Source organism: Amycolatopsis sp. DSM 110486, from assembly GCF_019468465.1.
Lineage (GTDB): Bacteria > Actinomycetota > Actinomycetes > Mycobacteriales > Pseudonocardiaceae > Amycolatopsis.
Genome location: NZ_CP080519.1, coordinates 6555999 through 6571208 on the forward strand (window position 1 = coordinate 6555999; position 15210 = coordinate 6571208).

18 protein-coding genes and 1 pseudogene are annotated in these 15210 nt (G+C 69.3%); 14 read left to right on the forward strand and 5 right to left on the reverse strand.

Features of this window, described 5'->3' with window-relative positions; genetic code table 11:
- Nucleotides 1-5: 5 nt before the first annotated feature.
- Nucleotides 6-947 carry a D-2-hydroxyacid dehydrogenase family protein gene (locus tag K1T34_RS31825; protein WP_220238444.1) on the forward strand — a complete coding sequence of 314 codons (942 nt, stop codon included), beginning with the start codon at nucleotides 6-8 and terminating at the stop codon, nucleotides 945-947.
- A 129-nt stretch (nucleotides 948-1076) separates the two neighbouring features.
- Here the strand turns inward: K1T34_RS31825 and K1T34_RS31830 are convergent, their stop codons facing one another.
- Nucleotides 1077-1892, reverse strand: a complete 816-nt coding sequence (locus K1T34_RS31830; protein WP_220238445.1) for a serine hydrolase — start codon at nucleotides 1890-1892, stop codon at nucleotides 1077-1079.
- A 372-nt stretch (nucleotides 1893-2264) separates the two neighbouring features.
- On the opposite strand from K1T34_RS31830, the gene K1T34_RS31835 reads away from it, so the two are divergent.
- Both K1T34_RS31835 and K1T34_RS31840 read left to right on the forward strand, forming a co-directional pair.
- Nucleotides 2265-2663 carry a hypothetical protein gene (locus K1T34_RS31835; RefSeq protein ID WP_220238446.1) on the forward strand — a complete coding sequence of 133 codons (399 nt, stop codon included), beginning with the start codon at nucleotides 2265-2267 and terminating at the stop codon, nucleotides 2661-2663.
- A 124-nt stretch (nucleotides 2664-2787) separates the two neighbouring features.
- Nucleotides 2788-3909 carry a glycosyltransferase gene (locus K1T34_RS31840; RefSeq protein ID WP_220238447.1) on the forward strand — a complete coding sequence of 374 codons (1122 nt, stop codon included), beginning with the start codon at nucleotides 2788-2790 and terminating at the stop codon, nucleotides 3907-3909.
- A 76-nt stretch (nucleotides 3910-3985) separates the two neighbouring features.
- On the opposite strand, the gene K1T34_RS31845 is transcribed toward K1T34_RS31840, so the two are convergent.
- Genes K1T34_RS31845 through K1T34_RS31855 form a run of 3 tightly spaced genes read right to left on the reverse strand, consistent with a single transcriptional unit; the run spans nucleotide 3986 to nucleotide 6336 of the window.
- On the reverse strand, nucleotides 3986-4255 hold the full coding sequence (locus K1T34_RS31845) for an HPr family phosphocarrier protein (RefSeq protein WP_220238448.1): 270 nt from the start codon (nucleotides 4253-4255) through the stop codon (nucleotides 3986-3988).
- A 33-nt stretch (nucleotides 4256-4288) separates the two neighbouring features.
- Nucleotides 4289-5530 carry a PTS transporter subunit EIIC gene (locus K1T34_RS31850; protein WP_220238449.1) on the reverse strand — a complete coding sequence of 414 codons (1242 nt, stop codon included), beginning with the start codon at nucleotides 5528-5530 and terminating at the stop codon, nucleotides 4289-4291.
- Nucleotides 5527-6336, reverse strand: a complete 810-nt coding sequence (locus K1T34_RS31855) for a GntR family transcriptional regulator (protein ID WP_220238450.1) — start codon at nucleotides 6334-6336, stop codon at nucleotides 5527-5529. Before K1T34_RS31855 ends, K1T34_RS31850 begins: the two co-directional genes overlap by 4 nt.
- Before the next feature lie 165 nt (nucleotides 6337-6501).
- Between K1T34_RS31855 and K1T34_RS31860 the strand changes: the two genes are divergently transcribed.
- A complete protein-coding gene (locus tag K1T34_RS31860; protein ID WP_255637710.1) occupies nucleotides 6502-6813 on the forward strand; it encodes a glucose PTS transporter subunit EIIB in 312 nt (103 codons plus the stop codon).
- Nucleotides 6810-7265 (forward strand): PTS glucose transporter subunit IIA, encoded by a 456-nt coding sequence (locus tag K1T34_RS31865; protein WP_220238451.1) that lies wholly within the window; start codon nucleotides 6810-6812, stop codon nucleotides 7263-7265. The genes K1T34_RS31860 and K1T34_RS31865 overlap by 4 nt, the downstream gene beginning before the upstream one ends.
- 81 nt (nucleotides 7266-7346) lie before the next feature.
- Here the strand turns inward: K1T34_RS31865 and K1T34_RS31870 are convergent, their stop codons facing one another.
- Entirely contained in the window at nucleotides 7347-7784 is a 438-nt protein-coding gene (locus K1T34_RS31870) for a Rieske (2Fe-2S) protein (RefSeq protein ID WP_220238452.1), read from the reverse strand.
- A gap of 127 nt (nucleotides 7785-7911) precedes the next feature.
- On the opposite strand from K1T34_RS31870, the gene K1T34_RS31875 reads away from it, so the two are divergent.
- The 9 genes and pseudogenes from K1T34_RS31875 (at nucleotide 7912) to K1T34_RS31915 (ending at nucleotide 15208) form a co-directional block, all read left to right on the forward strand.
- Nucleotides 7912-8316 (forward strand): hypothetical protein, encoded by a 405-nt coding sequence (locus K1T34_RS31875; protein ID WP_220247518.1) that lies wholly within the window; start codon nucleotides 7912-7914, stop codon nucleotides 8314-8316.
- Between the two features lie 42 nt (nucleotides 8317-8358).
- Nucleotides 8359-8844: a sigma-70 family RNA polymerase sigma factor gene (locus K1T34_RS31880; protein WP_220247519.1), complete on the forward strand. Its 486-nt coding sequence runs from the start codon at nucleotides 8359-8361 to the stop codon at nucleotides 8842-8844.
- Nucleotides 8841-9086 (forward strand): annotated as a pseudogene (locus K1T34_RS54755) (anti-sigma factor); the annotation flags it as partial. The gene K1T34_RS31880 and the pseudogene K1T34_RS54755, both read left to right, overlap by 4 nt.
- A 1022-nt stretch (nucleotides 9087-10108) precedes the next feature.
- Nucleotides 10109-10939 carry an A24 family peptidase gene (locus K1T34_RS31890; RefSeq protein ID WP_255637711.1) on the forward strand — a complete coding sequence of 277 codons (831 nt, stop codon included), beginning with the start codon at nucleotides 10109-10111 and terminating at the stop codon, nucleotides 10937-10939.
- A 45-nt stretch (nucleotides 10940-10984) separates the two neighbouring features.
- A complete protein-coding gene (gene aroC / locus K1T34_RS31895; protein WP_220238453.1) occupies nucleotides 10985-12172 on the forward strand; it encodes a chorismate synthase in 1188 nt (395 codons plus the stop codon).
- Nucleotides 12169-12693, forward strand: a complete 525-nt coding sequence (locus K1T34_RS31900; protein ID WP_220238454.1) for a shikimate kinase — start codon at nucleotides 12169-12171, stop codon at nucleotides 12691-12693. Before aroC ends, K1T34_RS31900 begins: the two co-directional genes overlap by 4 nt.
- 57 nt (nucleotides 12694-12750) lie before the next feature.
- Complete coding sequence (gene aroB, locus K1T34_RS31905; RefSeq protein ID WP_220238455.1) at nucleotides 12751-13860, forward strand: 3-dehydroquinate synthase; 1110 nt, start codon at nucleotides 12751-12753, stop codon at nucleotides 13858-13860.
- Entirely contained in the window at nucleotides 13857-14288 is a 432-nt protein-coding gene (gene aroQ / locus K1T34_RS31910; RefSeq protein WP_220238456.1) for a type II 3-dehydroquinate dehydratase, read from the forward strand. The genes aroB and aroQ overlap by 4 nt, the downstream gene beginning before the upstream one ends.
- Nucleotides 14285-15208, forward strand: coding sequence for a GNAT family N-acetyltransferase (locus K1T34_RS31915; RefSeq protein WP_255637712.1), 924 nt, complete (start codon nucleotides 14285-14287; stop codon nucleotides 15206-15208). The genes aroQ and K1T34_RS31915 overlap by 4 nt, the downstream gene beginning before the upstream one ends.
- Nucleotides 15209-15210: the final 2 nt, after the last annotated feature.

Below are 15210 nucleotides of genomic sequence, written 5' to 3' on the forward strand. Positions count from 1 at the left end.
GGCGCATGAAGATCGCGATCCTCGACGACTACCAGAACGTCGCGCTCAGCTACGCCGACTGGGACTCCCTCGGTGCCGACATCGAGGTCATCACCGAGGCCTTCACCGGCCCCGACGACGTGGTCCGGAAGCTGGCCGGCTTCGACGTCGCCGTGGCGATGCGCGAGCGCACGCGGTTTCCCTCGGAGGTGCTCGATCGACTGCCGGATTTGCGCCTGTTGGTGAGCACCGGCCGTCGCAACGCGGCGATCGATGTCGCGGCGGCGAAGCGCAACGGGGTCGTCGTGTCGGCGACGGGGTACCTCGGCCCGCCGACGCTGGAGCACACGTGGGCGTTGATCCTGGCCGCGGCGCGGAACCTGCCGGCGGATGTGCGGTCCATGCAGGAAGGTGGGTGGCAGGTCGGCGTCGGGACCGTGTTGAGCGGGAAGACGCTGGGCCTGCTCGGGTTGGGGCGCCTGGGGAGTGCTTCGGCGAAGATCGGGCAGGCGTTCGGAATGGAGACGATCGCGTGGAGCCCGAATCTGACGCCCGAGAAGGCCGCGGAGCACGGGGTGACGGCTGTCGGCAAGGAAGAGCTGTTCGAGCGTAGTGATGTGTTGTCGGTGCACGTGGTGCTGTCCGACCGTAGCCGCGGGTTGGTCGGGGCCGCGGAGCTGGCGCGGATGAAGCCGACGGCGTTGCTGGTGAACACGTCTCGTGGGCCGATTGTGGATGAAGCCGCGTTGGTGGATGCCTTGCGCTCGCGGCACATCGCCGCGGCGGCGTTGGATGTGTATGACGTGGAGCCGTTGCCGGCCGATCATCCGGTTCGTGGTCTCGACAATGTGATTCTGACGCCGCACGTCGGATATGTGAGCCGGGAGACGTACGAGATCTTCTATCGGGATGCGGTGGAGGATATTGCGGCTTTTCAGGCTGGGGAACCGATCCGCGTCATGGAGTGAGGTTTTCGGTTCGTCGCCTTGGGTGGTGGGCCTGGTTGCGTAGGTCCGTCGCCTTGGGTGGTGGGGCAAAACGCCCCAATGTGGCGTTGGTTGCGTTGAGCGCACCGAACGCAACATTGGGGCGGTGAGTCAGCCCTTCAGTTCTGCCAGTACCGCATCCGTGAACGGGGGCCACACCTCGGCTGCCCACGGGCCGAACGAGCGGTCCGCCAGGGCGACGCAGGCGTGGCCTGCTTCGGGGTCCACCCAGAGGAAGGTGCCGGACTGGCCGAAGTGGCCGAAGGTGCGCGGGGAGCTCGCGGAGCCGGTCCAGTGCGGGGACTTGTGGTCGCGCAGCTCGAAGCCGAGGCCCCAGTCGTTGGGTTTCTGGTAGCCGAAGCCGGGGAGGACGCCGTTGAGGCCGGGGAAGGCGACGTCGGTGGCGGCGGCGAGGGTGGAGGGCGCGAGGAGCTTCGGGGACTGCAGTTCGGCGGCGAAGCGCAGTAGGTCGTCCACAGTGGACGCGGCGCCGGAGGCAGGGGAGCCGTCCAGGGCCGTGGTGGTCATGCCGAGGGGGTCGAGCAGGGCTTCGCGCTGGTAGTCGGCGAAGGCGATGCCGGAGTGTTCGGTCAGGGTTTCGGCCAGGACCTCGAAGCCGGCGTTGGAGTACAGGCGGCGGGTGCCAGGCGGGGCCATCTCCTTGTGCGCGTCGAAGGCGAGGCCGGAGGTGTGGGCGAGCAGGTGCCGCACGGTGGAGCCCTCGGGGCCGGCGGGCGTGTCCAGCTCGACCACGCCCTCCTCGAGCGCGATGTGCGCCGTGTACGCGGTGAGCAGCTTGGTCACCGACGCCAGGCGGAACACGCGGGCGGAATCGCCGCGGCGGTCGCGCACCGCGCCGTCGGCGGAAACCACCCCGGCCGCGGCGTTGTCCACCGGCCACTTGTCGATCAGGCGCAGGCTTTCCATGTAGCCAGCTTAAACATCCCGGTTACGCGCGAAGGGGCCACCCGGTGTCGGGCGTCCTCTGCGGGCCTGGATCGGCTGCCTGCATCGTCTGGTCGGTGCTGGTCAGGGCGATCGGGCAGTGGTGACTTGATCACTCGATTGGCGGGTTTTCGCGTGTGAGATTGCCGGATACTGTCGAGATCGCAGGGGGAGGGGACGAGGTGGCGGTTTACTGCCGTCGCAGATTTTAAACTGTGCTTTCATTGGCGGCTTGGAATAACAGCCACTGGGCTGGCCATGCAATTTTCGCTGTGTCTGTCGACGCAGTTCTGTGGATTGTCGCCTGAAAATCTCCCGTCGTAGGTTTACATTAACGTTTGGGAAGGAAGCGCTATGTCGACCGATGCGAGGGAAGGGTTTCTTGGTCGCATTGAGGAAGATCTTGCCGCCCCAGTGCCGGCGAGGCGGTCGGGATCGGGACGCCGCGCCTTGAAATCTGGGCTGGCTGTGGGCGCTTTGGCTGCTTCTGCGGTGCTTTCCGGGTTTGGTGGTGTCGCTTCGGCTGAGTCGATGTCTGCGAGCTCGGCCGCAGCTCCCGCGAGTTGTTCGACGCCTGATCCGATTCCGCGGACGCAGTCGAAGTGGTGCAACCTGGCCAATTTCGTTTTTGCCTATGAGTACGACTATTCGCCCAATGGTGGAATCGTGTATTGCTATGTTTTCGATCTCACTGTCTATAATGCGCCGTGCGGCGGCACGGTTCATGTTGGAGAGAAGGAAGCATGCGCGTGACCGCGTGACCGCGTGACCGCGTGACCGCGTGACCGCCAGGTTTTCTGGGCGTGGGGCGAGTTTTCACGTCTTGCCTCACGCCCGCCTGCCGAAGGGGGACAATATGAGATATTTGCCGGTCCACGTGGTGATTCTGGCCAAGGATGAAGAGCGTTGTATTGGCCGCTGCCTTGACAGTGTCATCGGGCGCGGGTTCTCGAGCATTGTGGTCCTGGACACGGGGTCGGTGGACAGTACTTGCGAGTTGGCGGCAAGTTACGAGGCACATGGCGTGCAATTGGTTCGGATTCCATGGATGGAATCCTTTGCGGCCGCCAGAAATCGGGCACTTGAGCTATTTGACAGCGTCTGGGTCTTTTTCGTTGATGCTGACGAATGGCTCCCCGTGGGAGAGGTTGAGAAACTCTTTGGCGGATTGAGCGCACTTGCCAATCAGCCTCGGGAAGATCTGGCCATCGCGCCGGTTATTTACGATGTCGACCGCGATTCCTGGGTAAATGAAGTGCCGCGTGTGTTCTTCGCAAGCGGCTGCATAGAGTACCGAGGTGAAGTTCACGAGTATCCGGTGGTGTCGGCTGATGGTGACTCGCCGGTTCGCCTGCATAAACTCAACTTCACGCTCAATCATGACGGTTACGGTAGGGAGGTGGCTGTCCGGAAGCGAAAGACGCAGAGAAATCTGGCGCTGCTTTCGGCTGCGCGAGAGCGCGACCCTGAAAACCCGAGATGGCTGTATTTTAGTATCCGCGACGGCCTTCCATTGCACAGTCCTGAATTTCTCCTGCAGGCCTGCAATAAACTCGTAGAAATGGCTGATCACAAGTCGTCTGGCGGTGACCGTACGAACGCCGGCGAGTATCTCCGGCGCGCTCTTCCTCTCGCGTCTCAGAACCTGGGGTTCCACGGCTGGTGGAGCGAGGTGGAACGGAACTGTGTCATACTTGACGAGTTGGACGGCGAATGCAGTCCAGATGCACAGTATTTACGCAGGATTTCGGATCTCTGGCTAGGTGGTCTGCCTGATTCCTCGTTGAGCGAGCTCATTCGCATTCGTAAGGATGACCGAATCGTAGCGAAGAGTACCCTCTGTCCGCAGGGAAGGCACTTGGATGCGGTTATCGCGGCCGGAATTGAGGCGCGATACGGAGGCGACGAGGCTGACCGATACCGGGATATGTGTGCGCCCTGGGATGACATGTTCTTCGTGTCATCGAGAATTCGGATGCCTCAGGCGGAGTTGGCTTGAACGCTGGTAGCCAGTGGTTCTTGAAGCCGCAAAGGGCGGGGGCGGAGTGTGAATCCGCCCCCGCCCGAGCAGCCTGTCAGTTGCCGTCGAGATCCGTGGCGACGAGCTCCGCCACCGCTTCGATCGCGGCGTCGGCGCCCTCGCCCTCGGCGCTGATGACCACCTCGTCGCCGAAGGCGGCGGCGAGCGTCATCAGGTTGAGCACGCTGCCGGCGGCCACCGCGTCGCCGCCGGCCTTGGCGATGGTCACCGCGACGGGTTGCGCCGCGGCCGCCTTGGCGACCAGCGCGGCCGGCCTGGCGTGCAGGCCCACCTTGCTGGCCACGGTGACTCGTTTCTCCGGCATGGTCGTCCTCTCTCGGTTTTCTTGTGGTCGAGCTTACTTCGCGGCCGTGCGGTCGAGGTCGGCCTCGATGGAGTCGTCCTCGCGGCCCGGTGTCTTCAGGTTCCACTTCGTGATCACGAACCGGAAGACCACGTAGTAGATCGCGGCGAAGACCAGGCCGATCGGGATCAGCCAGACGACGTTGTGCGCGGTGTCCAGCGACGAGTTCAGGGCGAAGTCGATCGCGCCGCCCGAGAACGAGAAGCCGAGGTGGATGTTGAGCGCGTTGCAGACCGCCAGCGAAACACCGGTCATGATCGCGTGGAAGATGTAGAGCGGCCACGCCACGAACATGAACGCGAACTCGATCGGCTCCGTGACACCGGTGATGAACGAGGTCAGCGCAGCCGAGATCATGATCGAGCCCACGAGCTTCTTCTGGCCCGGCTTCGCGGTTTGCCAGATCGCGAGCGCCGCGGCGGGCAGGGCGAACATGAAAATCGGGAAGAAGCCGGTCTGGAAGATGCCCGAGCCCTGGACGTGGTTGTTCAGGAAGTTCGGGATGTCACCGCCGTTGAAGACGAACCACACCGGCACGTTGAGCAGCTGGTGCAGGCCGATCGGGATCAGCAGGCGGTTGAGCACGCCATAGATGCCGCCACCGACCACCGGGGAGCCGACCACAGCCTTGCCGACGTCGTTGATCGCGGCGTCGACGTACTTGAAGACCAGGCCGAAGATCACGCCGAGGATGATCATCGCGAACGCGGTGACGATCGGCACGAAGCGGCGGCCGCCGAAGAAGGCCAGCCAGCTCGGCAGCTTGATCCGGTAGTAGCGCTGCCACAGCAGGGCGGCGACGATGCCGCTGATCACACCGGTCAGCACGCTGTAGGGCCAGTGGATCGGCGACGCGTCCCACGCGGGCTTGTAACCCTGCTGGCTGCTGATCGGCGCGATGGCCTGGATCACCTTGTTGAACACGATCCAACCCACGACCGCGGCGACGGCTGTCGAGCCGTCGCCCTTACGCGCGAAGCCGACCGCGATACCGATGGCGAACAGCAGCGGCAGCCAGTCGAACAGGCCACCGCCCGCTGCGCCGATCACGGCCGAGACCTTGTCCCAGCCCAGGCCCTTGCTGCCGAAAACGTCGTCCTGGCCCAGCCGGTTGAGAAGACCGGCAGCGGGCAAGACGGCGATGGGCAGCATCAGGCTGCGGCCGAAGCGCTGCAGCCCGGCGAGCCCGCCGCCGCTCTTCTTGCCCTTCGCCCCCTCTGTGGTGGTGGCGCTCATCGTCGGGTACCTCCGTGGTGGGGTTGGTGGCCGGAATCCGGGGTGTTCCGGTCCAACTGCATGGTCACCTGGTAGTGGTCTCCCCGGTACCAGGACGTCATGTCCTCCACCGGTTCTCCGCCTGCGCTGGAGACCCGGCGGAAAACGAGGAGCGGAGTGCCGGTGCGCATGCCGAGCAGGCGCGCCGTCTCGCGATCCGCGGACTCGGCCCACACCGTCTGGTACGCCTGGTCCGGCCGCAGGTCGTAGGCCTCGGCCAGCTGGGCGTACAGGGAACGGGTGAGGTCGAGGTCGAGCAGTCCGGGCGTGCGGCCCGCGTGGTACCAGCCGCGTTCCACGGCCAGCGGCACGCCGTCCGCGCGCCGCAGCCGCACAAGCCGGTGGGCCGCCACGCCCTCGGCGAGGCCGAGTGCGTGCGCCGAGGTCACCGGCGGGACCTCGAGCGACGTGGACACCACCTCCGTGGTCGGGGTGAGCCCGCGCCGGCGCATGTCGTCGGTGAAGGACATCAGGTAGAGCTGCAACTCCATGCGGCGCGCGGCGGTGAACGTGCCCTTGCCGCGCACCCGGGCCAGCAGGCCCTCTTCGACGAGCTTGCCGATCGCCGAGCGGACCGTGAGGCGCGAGACACCGTAGCGCTGGGCGAGCTCCCGCTCCGACGGGATCGGCGAACCGGGCGGGAGCTCGCGCTCCACAGACCGGCGCAGGATCTCGCGCAGCTGGGCGTGCTTGGGCGTGGGCCCGTTGATCACCCGGTCGACCCGGTCGACGCCGTCGGGCGGCGGGACGTGCGCGGCAGCGCTCATCGATGTCACCCTCCTCGTGTCGTCGCACCGGGCGACCGGTGCTCGCGTCTTCGCCGGAAGATTGGTACGTTCCGGTCTAGACCAATAATTCCGATGGGGCAGAATGCTCCGCCTCGCGAGTGGGTGTCAACCACCGTTATACGTTCGTGGCCTGCGGCGACGTGCATGCCGACGAACGGCGTAGTACTGGTGGAGCGCACTGGCTCACGTGGGGAACCAACGGGAAACGAGGAGGCCGCGATGGCGGATGACAGGCCTGAGAAGATTCTCGCGGCGCTCGGCGGCGTGGACAACGTCGTCGAGATCGAAGGCTGCATCACGCGCCTTCGCTGCGAGCTGGAGGACACCAGCCTCGTCGACGAGGCGGCGCTCAAGGCCGCGGGCGCGATGGGCGTGGTGAAGATGGGCTCCGCGGTGCAGGTGATCGTCGGCCCCGAGGCGGACACGATCGCCAGCGACATCGAGGACCTGATGTGAGCCTCGAAATCCTGAGCCCCGTCGCGGGCGAGGTCGTCGCGATCACCGAGGTGCCCGACCCGGTGTTCGCCGAGGCGATGGTCGGCCCCGGCATCGCCGTGAAGCCGAGCGGCGGGCGCTCCGACGCCGTCGCGCCGGTCGACGGCACCGTCGTGACCCTGCACCCGCACGCCTTCGTGGTGGCGACCGAGGACGGGCGCGCCGTGCTCGTGCACCTCGGCATCGACACGGTGAAGGAGAAGGGCGAGGGCTTCACCCTCCACGTGGTCAAGGGCGAGTCGGTGCGCGCCGGCCAGCCGGTGATCGGCTGGGACCCCGAGGCCGTGACGGCCGCCGGCTACTCGCCGATCGTGCCCGTGGTCGGGCTCGACGCCCAGGCCGACGTGCTCGCGGGCCTCGAGCCCGGGCGCACGGTCGCGGCGGGCGACCCGCTGTTCAGCTGGAACGGCTGAGGAGTTTCACGCCGAAAGGGCCCCTTGTGGACGGTGATCGTCCACAAGGGGCCCTTCGCGTGCGTTGGGTGGTTTACGTCGTCAGGCGGTGACGACCTCTCCGTTGTCGACCTTCACGTTGATCTTCGGCAGCGGCTTCTCGGCCGGGCCGTTCTTCACCGCACCCGTGAGCGAGTCGTACACCGAACCGTGGCACGGGCAGTGGATCTCGGCGCCCTGCGGCGGGTTCACGGTGCAGCCCTGGTGGGTGCAGATGGCGCTGAAGCAGTTCACGGTTCCGGCGGTCGGCTGGGCCACGATCACGTCCTGGCCGTCGGGGGTCTTGGCGGACTTCGCCTGGCCGACGGGCACGTCGGACAGCGCGATCACCTTCCCGCCGGGCTTGGGGGCGTCGCCGCCCGAGGAGCCCGAGTCCGAGCCGGCGCCACAGGCCGCGAGGGCGACGGTGCCCACGGCGACGCCGGCGACGGCGGCCCCGGTGGTGAGAACGGAGCGGCGGGTGTGCAGTTCGGCAGTCATGCCCCTACTAACGAGATGATCGCCCGGCTGGTTCACCCGTTCACCGCAAAGCGTTGTCCGGTGAACCGGATCGGCCGTGTCCCCGTGTAATGGGGGAGAGGATTCAGACGGGGTGAAGGAGAACATCATGCTGGCCAACTGGATGCGAGGGTTGGGCGCGATCGGGCTGGTCGGGTCCGCCGCGGTCCACTTCTACCTGTACTTCGGCAGCGGCTACTCGGACATCGCCGTGGTCGGTCCGCTGTTCCTGGTGAACGGGATCGCCGGGATCGTGATCGCCGTCGCGCTGCTGTTCTGGCACCACTGGGTGCCGCCGTTCTTCACGCTCGGCTTCGGCGGCGTGACGTTGCTCGCCTACCTGCTGTCGGTGACCGTGGGCCTCTACGGCGTGCACGACCAGTTCAACAGCCAGTTCGAGTACTGGGGCGTGGTCACCGAGGCGCTGTGCGTGATCTGCGGCCTGGTGCTGCTGGTGCAGGAGGTGCGCGCCAGGCAGTCTTCCGGCGGGCACGCGGTGCCGGCCGGACGCTGACCGGGGCTTTCCGTGGCGAGGAGTGACGTCGAGGACCAGCTGATGCGCGCGCTGCACGAGGAACACGCGGCCGCGCTCTGGTCCTATGCCCTGCACCTGACGGGCGGCAACAGGAACCACGCGGAGGACGTGGTGCAGGAGACGCTGCTGAGGGCGTGGCGGCACACCGACGTGCTGGACCAGTCACAGGGCTCGGCCCGCGCGTGGCTGTTCACGGTCGCGCGCCGGATCGCCATCGACGGGTGGCGGTCGGCGACCTCGCGCTCGGAGGTCGTCACCGACGCTCCGCCCGAGCGCGCGGTGGCCGACGGCACCGAGCGGGCCGTGCAGGGATGGCTGGTGGCCGAGGCGCTGGGCGAGCTCTCGGTGCGCCACCGCGAGGTGCTCGAACTGTGCTACTTCCAGGGGTACTCGGTGGCCGACGCGGCCCACCGCCTGGGGATAGCCGAGGGGACGGTGAAGTCCCGCACGCACTACGCGCTGCGGGCGCTTCGCCTGGCTTTGGAAGAGCGGGGGGTGACGCAGTGACCGCCGACGAGTTCGCGACCTACGACGCCGCGTACGTGCTCGGTGCGCTGTCACCGGAGGACCGGCAGGCGTTCGAGGAGCACCTCCAGGAGTGCGACCGGTGCGCCGCCGCGGTCCGCGAGCTGGCCGGGCTCCCGGGTTTGCTCGCGCAGACCAGAGGTGGTTCGCCGGGGGGAGCCTTCGGGCCCGGCGAACGTGAGCGCGGCGGCGCGGGGGCGCCGCCGGATCCGGGGCCGGTGCCCGATCTGGTGATCGTGCCGGGTTCGGGGCCGGGTTCGGGGCCGGGTTCGGGGCCGGGCTCGGATGTGCCGGGTGTGCCGGGGTTTGTACTGGGTGTGCCGGGATCGGATGTGCCGGGACATGTGCCGGGTGTGCTGGGCTCGGATGCGCCGGGTATGCCGGGACCGGGCTCGCGGTCGGTGCCTGACCTGTCGGCGATGTCGTCGACGCCGGGCTCCCAGGCGATGCCGGACTTGCTGCCGATGCCGGACTTGCTGCCGGTGCTGATGCGGAAGGTGCGGCGCCGCCGGCGGATCCGGGACGGGGTGACCGGGGGAGTGGCCGCGCTGGCCGTCGCTGCCGGGGTGGCTTTGGCGGTGTCCGTTTCGCTGCCGGACGTGTCTCCGCCGCCCGCTGTCGCCGCGCCTCCGCCACCGCCTGCGCTCGCCATGTCGGCCCTCGGCGAATACCCGATCCAGGCCGCGGCCCGCATCGACCCCCAGTCGTGGGGCACCGAGGTCCAAATGTCCTGCAGCTACCGCGGCGGCAAGGGCGGGGACTACTCGCTCGTCGCCCTCGGCCGCGACGGCACCGCGACCGAACTCGCCACCTGGAAGGCCCTTCCGGAGAACACGGCCAACGTCGTGGTGGGCACACCGATGAAGTCCCAGGACATCGCCTCGCTGGAGATCCGGAGCGTACGGACGGGGAAACCGTTGATGCGCCTGGTTTATCCATGACTCGCTGACTCACGGGCTCGCTTCGGCCCACCCCAATGTGGCGTTGGTTGCGTTCAACGCACCGAACGCCACATTGGGTGCGCCCAGCGCACCCAATGCCGCATTGGGGCGCTTGGCGCGACCTCCGGATGCTGTGAGTGGCCGGCTCGAGTTGTTGGCGCGTAGCTGCTGACGGGCTCGGGTTCTTTGTGTGCCGGCCGGTTTGGGCTGCCCGGTCGAGTGAATCGAGCGGGTTTTCGGCGCGAGCGGTCCACTCGCGACAGGCGCGGCTTGGCGTGGTGGGCGGGGGCTGCGAACGTGGGTGCATGTCCTGGGGAATGGTCGTTGTGGGTGGGGCGGTGGTGCCCCTCCTGGTGTGGTTGCTGAGGCGGGCGGGTGCGCCCGTGTCGCCGGTCGTGGCTGTCGCCGTGGTGGTGGCTGCGCTGCTCGTCGTCGTGTGGCGGTGGCAGGAGGGGCGCTGGGCCGAGTGGTGGTGGCCGGTGCCGTGGGTGCTCACGGTGGTCGGGGTGCCGTTGTGCCTGGCGGATGTCCGGCATCGGAGGTTGCCGGATGTGCTGACGTTGTCGGCGTACCCCGTCATGGCGACCGCGATGACCGTCGCCGCCGTAAGCGGGGGCGGGGCGACGCTGCTCGTGAGCGCGGCGGAGGGCGTGCTCGTGTTCGGCGGCGTCCATCTCGTCGTCCACCGGGTCAGGCCGGCGCAGCTCGGGGCAGGAGACGTGAAGCTCGCCGGCGTGCTCGGCGCGGTGCTGGGTGCGCTCGGCTGGGCGTCGGTGGCGGTCGCGGCGGTCGCGGCGGCCGGCCTGAGTGCCGTCGTGGCCGTGGGAGCGCAGGTGCCGGCCATCGCCGAGCGGGCGCGCCGCACCCAACGAGCGAGCGGCCTTCCGGCATCGGCCACCTCGCCGAAGGGCGCATCCCGCGCAGGTAGCCATCCGGCATCGGCCACCTCACCGAAGGACGCGCCAGGCGCGCATCCGGCATCGGCCACCCAGGAGACATCCCCACCACAAGCCAGGGACGGGCCTTGCGCCCATCGGGCGATTCGGTGTGGTGTGCCCCACGGGCCGGCGTTGGTGGTCGCGGCCTGGACGTGCGCCGTGTTCCCCGGGTTGGGTTCGGGGGTGGTGCCGAGCTGAGGGGCTGCTGGTCAGGCGCCCCGCGAGCCGTGACAGGATTGCCAGGTGTTGCGCTGGATCACCGCAGGAGAATCGCACGGACCCGCCCTCGCCGCTGTGCTCGAGGGCCTGCCCGCTGGTGTGGAGGTGACCACCGGAGACCTCACCGCGCAGCTCGCGCGGCGACGCCTCGGGTTCGGTCGCAGCCCGCGCATGGGGTTCGAGACCGACCACGTGCAGTTCCTGGGCGGCGTCCGCCACGGGATCTCGCAGGGCGGCCCCATCGCGGTGCAGATCGAGAACGCCGAGTGGCCAAAGTGGGAGCAGGTCATGGCGGCCGACCCCGTGGACCCCGAGGTGCTCGCCGGCCTGGCGCGCAACGAGCCGCTCACGCGGCCGCGCCCCGGCCACGCCGATCTGCCCGGCATGCAGAAGTACGGCTTCGACGAGGCCCGTCCCGTGCTGGAGCGCGCGAGCGCCCGCGAGACGGCGTCACGCACGGCGCTGGGCACGGTGGCGCGCAACTTCCTGCGCCAGCTGCTGGGTGTGGAGGTGCTGAGCCACGTCGTGTCGATCGGAGGTGCCGACGCGCCCGAGGGGCCGCTGCCGCAGCCGGGTGACCTGGCCGCGATCGACGAGAGCCCCGTGCGGGCGTTCTCGGCCGAGGGCACCGAGGCGATGGTCGCCGAGGTCGACGCCGTGCGTAAGGCGGGCGACACCGTCGGCGGCGTGATCGAGGTGCTCGCCTACGGGCTGCCGCCGGGCCTCGGCTCCCACGTGCACTGGGACCGCCGCCTCGACGCACGCCTCGCGGGCGCGCTCATGGGCGTGCAGGCCATGAAGGGCGTGGAGGTCGGCGACGGCTTCACCACCGCTCGGCGCTGGGGCAGCCAGGCCCACGACGAGATCGACCGCGGCACCGGCCCGGTCGGCGTCACGCGCCGCTCCAACCGCGCGGGCGGCCTCGAAGGCGGCATCACCAACGGCGAGCCCCTGCGCGTGCGCGTGGCGATGAAGCCGATCTCGACCGTGCCGAAGGCGCTGTCCACGGTGGACGTGCGCACGGGCGAGCCGGCCGTCGCGATCCACCAGCGCTCGGACGTGTGCGCCGTGCCGCGGGCGGGCGTTGTGCTCGAATCCGTGGTGGCGCTGGTGCTGGCCGACGCCGCGCTGGAGAAGTTCGGCGGCGACTCGCTGGCCGAGAGCAAGCGCAACGCCGAGGGCTACCTGAAGGCGCTCGAGGAGCGCTGGTGAGCCCCCGCGCCGTGGTCGTGGGACCGCCGGGCTCGGGCAAGAGCACGGTGGGCCCGCTGCTCGCCGAGGCGCTCGGGGTGGCGTTCCGCGACACCGACGACGACATTGTCGAGCGCACCGGCCGCGGGATCTCCGACATCTTCGCCGAGGACGGCGAGCCGGCGTTCCGCGCGCTCGAAGCGCAGGCCGTCGCCACCGCCCTCGACGAGCACGACGGTGTCCTCTCCCTCGGCGGCGGCGCTCCGCTGACCCTGGAGACGCGGGCGCTGCTGGCGAAGCACACCGTGGTGTTCCTGAGCGTCGGCCTCGCCGCCGGCGTGCAGCGCACCGGCCTGTCGAGCGCGCGTCCGCTGCTCGCGGGCGTGAACCCGCGCGCCACGTTCAAGTCCCTGCTCGACGCGCGCCTGCCGGTGTACCGGGAGGTGGCGACCGTCGAGATCGAGACCGACCAGCGCACGCCCGCCGAGGTGGTGGCCACCGCGGTCGCCGCGATCGAACCGGCCGAAGTCCGCAAGCAGTAGGACGCTGAGCAACACAGACCCGGAGTGCCACAACTCCAGGAGTAGTGAGGAAAACCCGTGTCCCAACCCGTCCGGATCCGCGTCGCGACCGCGCACCCGTACGACGTGCTCGTGGGCCGTGGCCTGCTCGCCGAGCTCACCGCGCAGCTCGCCGACGCGTCGAAGATCGCGCTGATCCACCCGCCCACGCTCACCGCCACGGCCGAGGCCGTGCGCGAGGAGCTCGCCGAAGCGGGCCTCGACGCGCACCGCGTGGAGATCCCGGACGCCGAGGACGGCAAGGCCTTCTCCGTCGCCAGCTTCTGCTGGGAGGTCCTCGGCCGGATCGGGCTCGACCGCCGCGGCGTGGTGGTGGGCCTCGGCGGCGGCGCCGTGACGGACCTGGCCGGCTTCGTCGCCGCCACCTGGATGCGCGGCGTGCGCCTGGTCAACGTGCCGACCACGCTGCTCGGCATGGTCGACGCGGCCGTCGGCGGCAAGACGGGCATCAACACCGAGGCCGGCAAGAACCTCGTGGGCGTGTTCCACGAGCCGAGTGCCGTTCTCGTCGACCTCGCGACGCTGGAAACCTTGCCCCGCAACGAACTCGTGGCCGGCATGGCCGAGGTCGTGAAGACCGGCTTCATCGCCGACCCGCGCATCCTGGAGCTGATCGAACAGGATCCCGAAGCCGCCCTCGACCCGACCGGAGACGTGCTGGCCGAGCTGGTCCGCCGCTCGATCCAGGTGAAGGCCGACGTCGTCGCCGCCGACCTGCGCGAGTCCGACCTGCGCGAGATCCTCAACTACGGCCACACCCTCGGCCACGCCATCGAGCGCCGCGAGCGCTACCGCTGGCGCCACGGCGCGGCCGTGAGCGTGGGCCTGGTGTTCGCCGCCGAGCTCGCCCGCCTCGCCGGGCGCCTCGACGACGAGACCGCCGCGCGCCACGCGTCCGTGCTGAAGCTGATCGGCCTGCCGACCACCTACGACGCCGACGCACTGGGCCAGCTCATGGAAAGCATGAAGGGCGACAAGAAGACCCGCTCCGGCGTGCTGCGGTTCGTGGTCCTCGACGCGCTCGCCAAGCCCGGCCGCCTCGAAGGCCCGGACCCGGCGCTGCTGGCCGCCGCGTACTCCGCGGTCGCGGCCGACGCCCCCAAGAGCGGCGGGAGCGTGCTGCTGTGAAGGTCTTCGTCTTCAACGGCCCCAACCTCGGCCGCCTCGGCAAGCGCGAGCCCGCCGTCTACGGCTCGACGACCCACGACGACCTCGCCGCCCTCTGCGTGAAGACGGGCACCGAGCTCGGCCTCGACGTCGAGGTGCGCCAGACCGACCACGAGGGCGAGCTCGTCGGCTGGCTCCACGAGGCCGCCGACGGCGGTCACCCGGTCGTGCTCAACGCCGGCGCCTGGACGCACTACTCGATCGCTGTGCGCGACGCCGCCGCGCAGCTGTCCGCGTCGCTGATCGAGCTGCACATCAGCAACGTCCACAAGCGGGAGCAGTTCCGCCACCACAGCGTGCTCTCCGACGTCGCCACCGGCGTGATCGTGGGTCTCGGCGTCGACGGCTATGGCCTCGCGCTGCGCTGGGTCGCAGCGAACGTGAAGTGACCCAGGAGCTCATCACCGACCGGCTCCGGCTGCGGGCCCTGACCGAGGCCGACACCGACGCCGTGGTGGCGGTGTTCACCGACCCGGAGATGAGCCGGTTCTTCGCCGCCGACTTCTCCGACCCCGACCACGCCCGCGCCATGGTGGCCCGCCGCCTCGCCTACGACGGGCCCGAAGGCCAGGGCCACTGGGTGGTCGAGCACGAGAGCGAAGTCGTCGGCGTCGCTCACCTGCGCCCGTCGTCCGAGCTGCCTGGCGACGGCGCCGAGGTGGGGTACTTCGTCGCCGCGAAGCACGCGGGGAAGGGCTTCGCCACCGAAGCCGCCCGCGCGCTCGTGGACCATGGCCTCACCACTCTCGGCCTGCCCGCCGTATGGGCGCTCGTCCACGAGGACAACGCGGCCAGCCTCGCGATCACCCGCCGGCTCGGCTTCCTCGACGTCGGCTCCGGCGTGCACTACGGCGACGTGCACCGCGTGCTCGTTGCGCTGCCCACCGCGCACGGCCGGCCCCACCACCTCGAGCTTTGGGTCCCCGACCTCGCGCGCGCCGAACGCAGCTGGGGTTGGCTGCTGGGCCGGCTGGGCTGGCGCGAGTACCAGCGCTGGCCCGACGGCGTCAGTTGGCGCCTCGGCCCCACGTACCTCGTGGTGGAGGCCTCGCCCGCCATGGCCGCCGGACCGCACGAACGCCTTCGCCCCGGCCTCAACCACCTCGCCCTGCACGTCGCCACCCGCGCCGAGGTCGACGAGCTCGCGGCCGGCGGGCCCGGCTGGCGGCCCCTGTTCGCGGACCGTTTTCCCTACGCGGGCGGGAAACCGCACTACGCGGCCTACCTCGAGAACGACGACGGCTTCGAGGTCGAGCTTGTTGCCCTCGAACACCCGCGAGACGGGGACGCGTTCACCCAACCGGGTTAGGA

Coding starts and splice junctions, on each gene's coding strand:
- K1T34_RS31825 (WP_220238444.1), top strand. CDS start 6: ATGAAGATCGCGATCCTCGACGACTACCAGAACGTCGCGCTCAGCTAC.
- K1T34_RS31830 (WP_220238445.1), bottom strand. CDS start 1,892: ATGGAAAGCCTGCGCCTGATCGACAAGTGGCCGGTGGACAACGCCGCG.
- K1T34_RS31835 (WP_220238446.1), top strand. CDS start 2,265: ATGTCGACCGATGCGAGGGAAGGGTTTCTTGGTCGCATTGAGGAAGAT.
- K1T34_RS31845 (WP_220238448.1), bottom strand. CDS start 4,255: ATGCCGGAGAAACGAGTCACCGTGGCCAGCAAGGTGGGCCTGCACGCC.
- K1T34_RS31850 (WP_220238449.1), bottom strand. CDS start 5,530: ATGAGCGCCACCACCACAGAGGGGGCGAAGGGCAAGAAGAGCGGCGGC.
- K1T34_RS31855 (WP_220238450.1), bottom strand. CDS start 6,336: ATGAGCGCTGCCGCGCACGTCCCGCCGCCCGACGGCGTCGACCGGGTC.
- K1T34_RS31860 (WP_255637710.1), top strand. CDS start 6,502: ATGCCGACGAACGGCGTAGTACTGGTGGAGCGCACTGGCTCACGTGGG.
- K1T34_RS31870 (WP_220238452.1), bottom strand. CDS start 7,784: ATGACTGCCGAACTGCACACCCGCCGCTCCGTTCTCACCACCGGGGCC.
- K1T34_RS31875 (WP_220247518.1), top strand. CDS start 7,912: ATGCTGGCCAACTGGATGCGAGGGTTGGGCGCGATCGGGCTGGTCGGG.
- K1T34_RS31880 (WP_220247519.1), top strand. CDS start 8,359: ATGCGCGCGCTGCACGAGGAACACGCGGCCGCGCTCTGGTCCTATGCC.
- K1T34_RS31890 (WP_255637711.1), top strand. CDS start 10,109: ATGTCCTGGGGAATGGTCGTTGTGGGTGGGGCGGTGGTGCCCCTCCTG.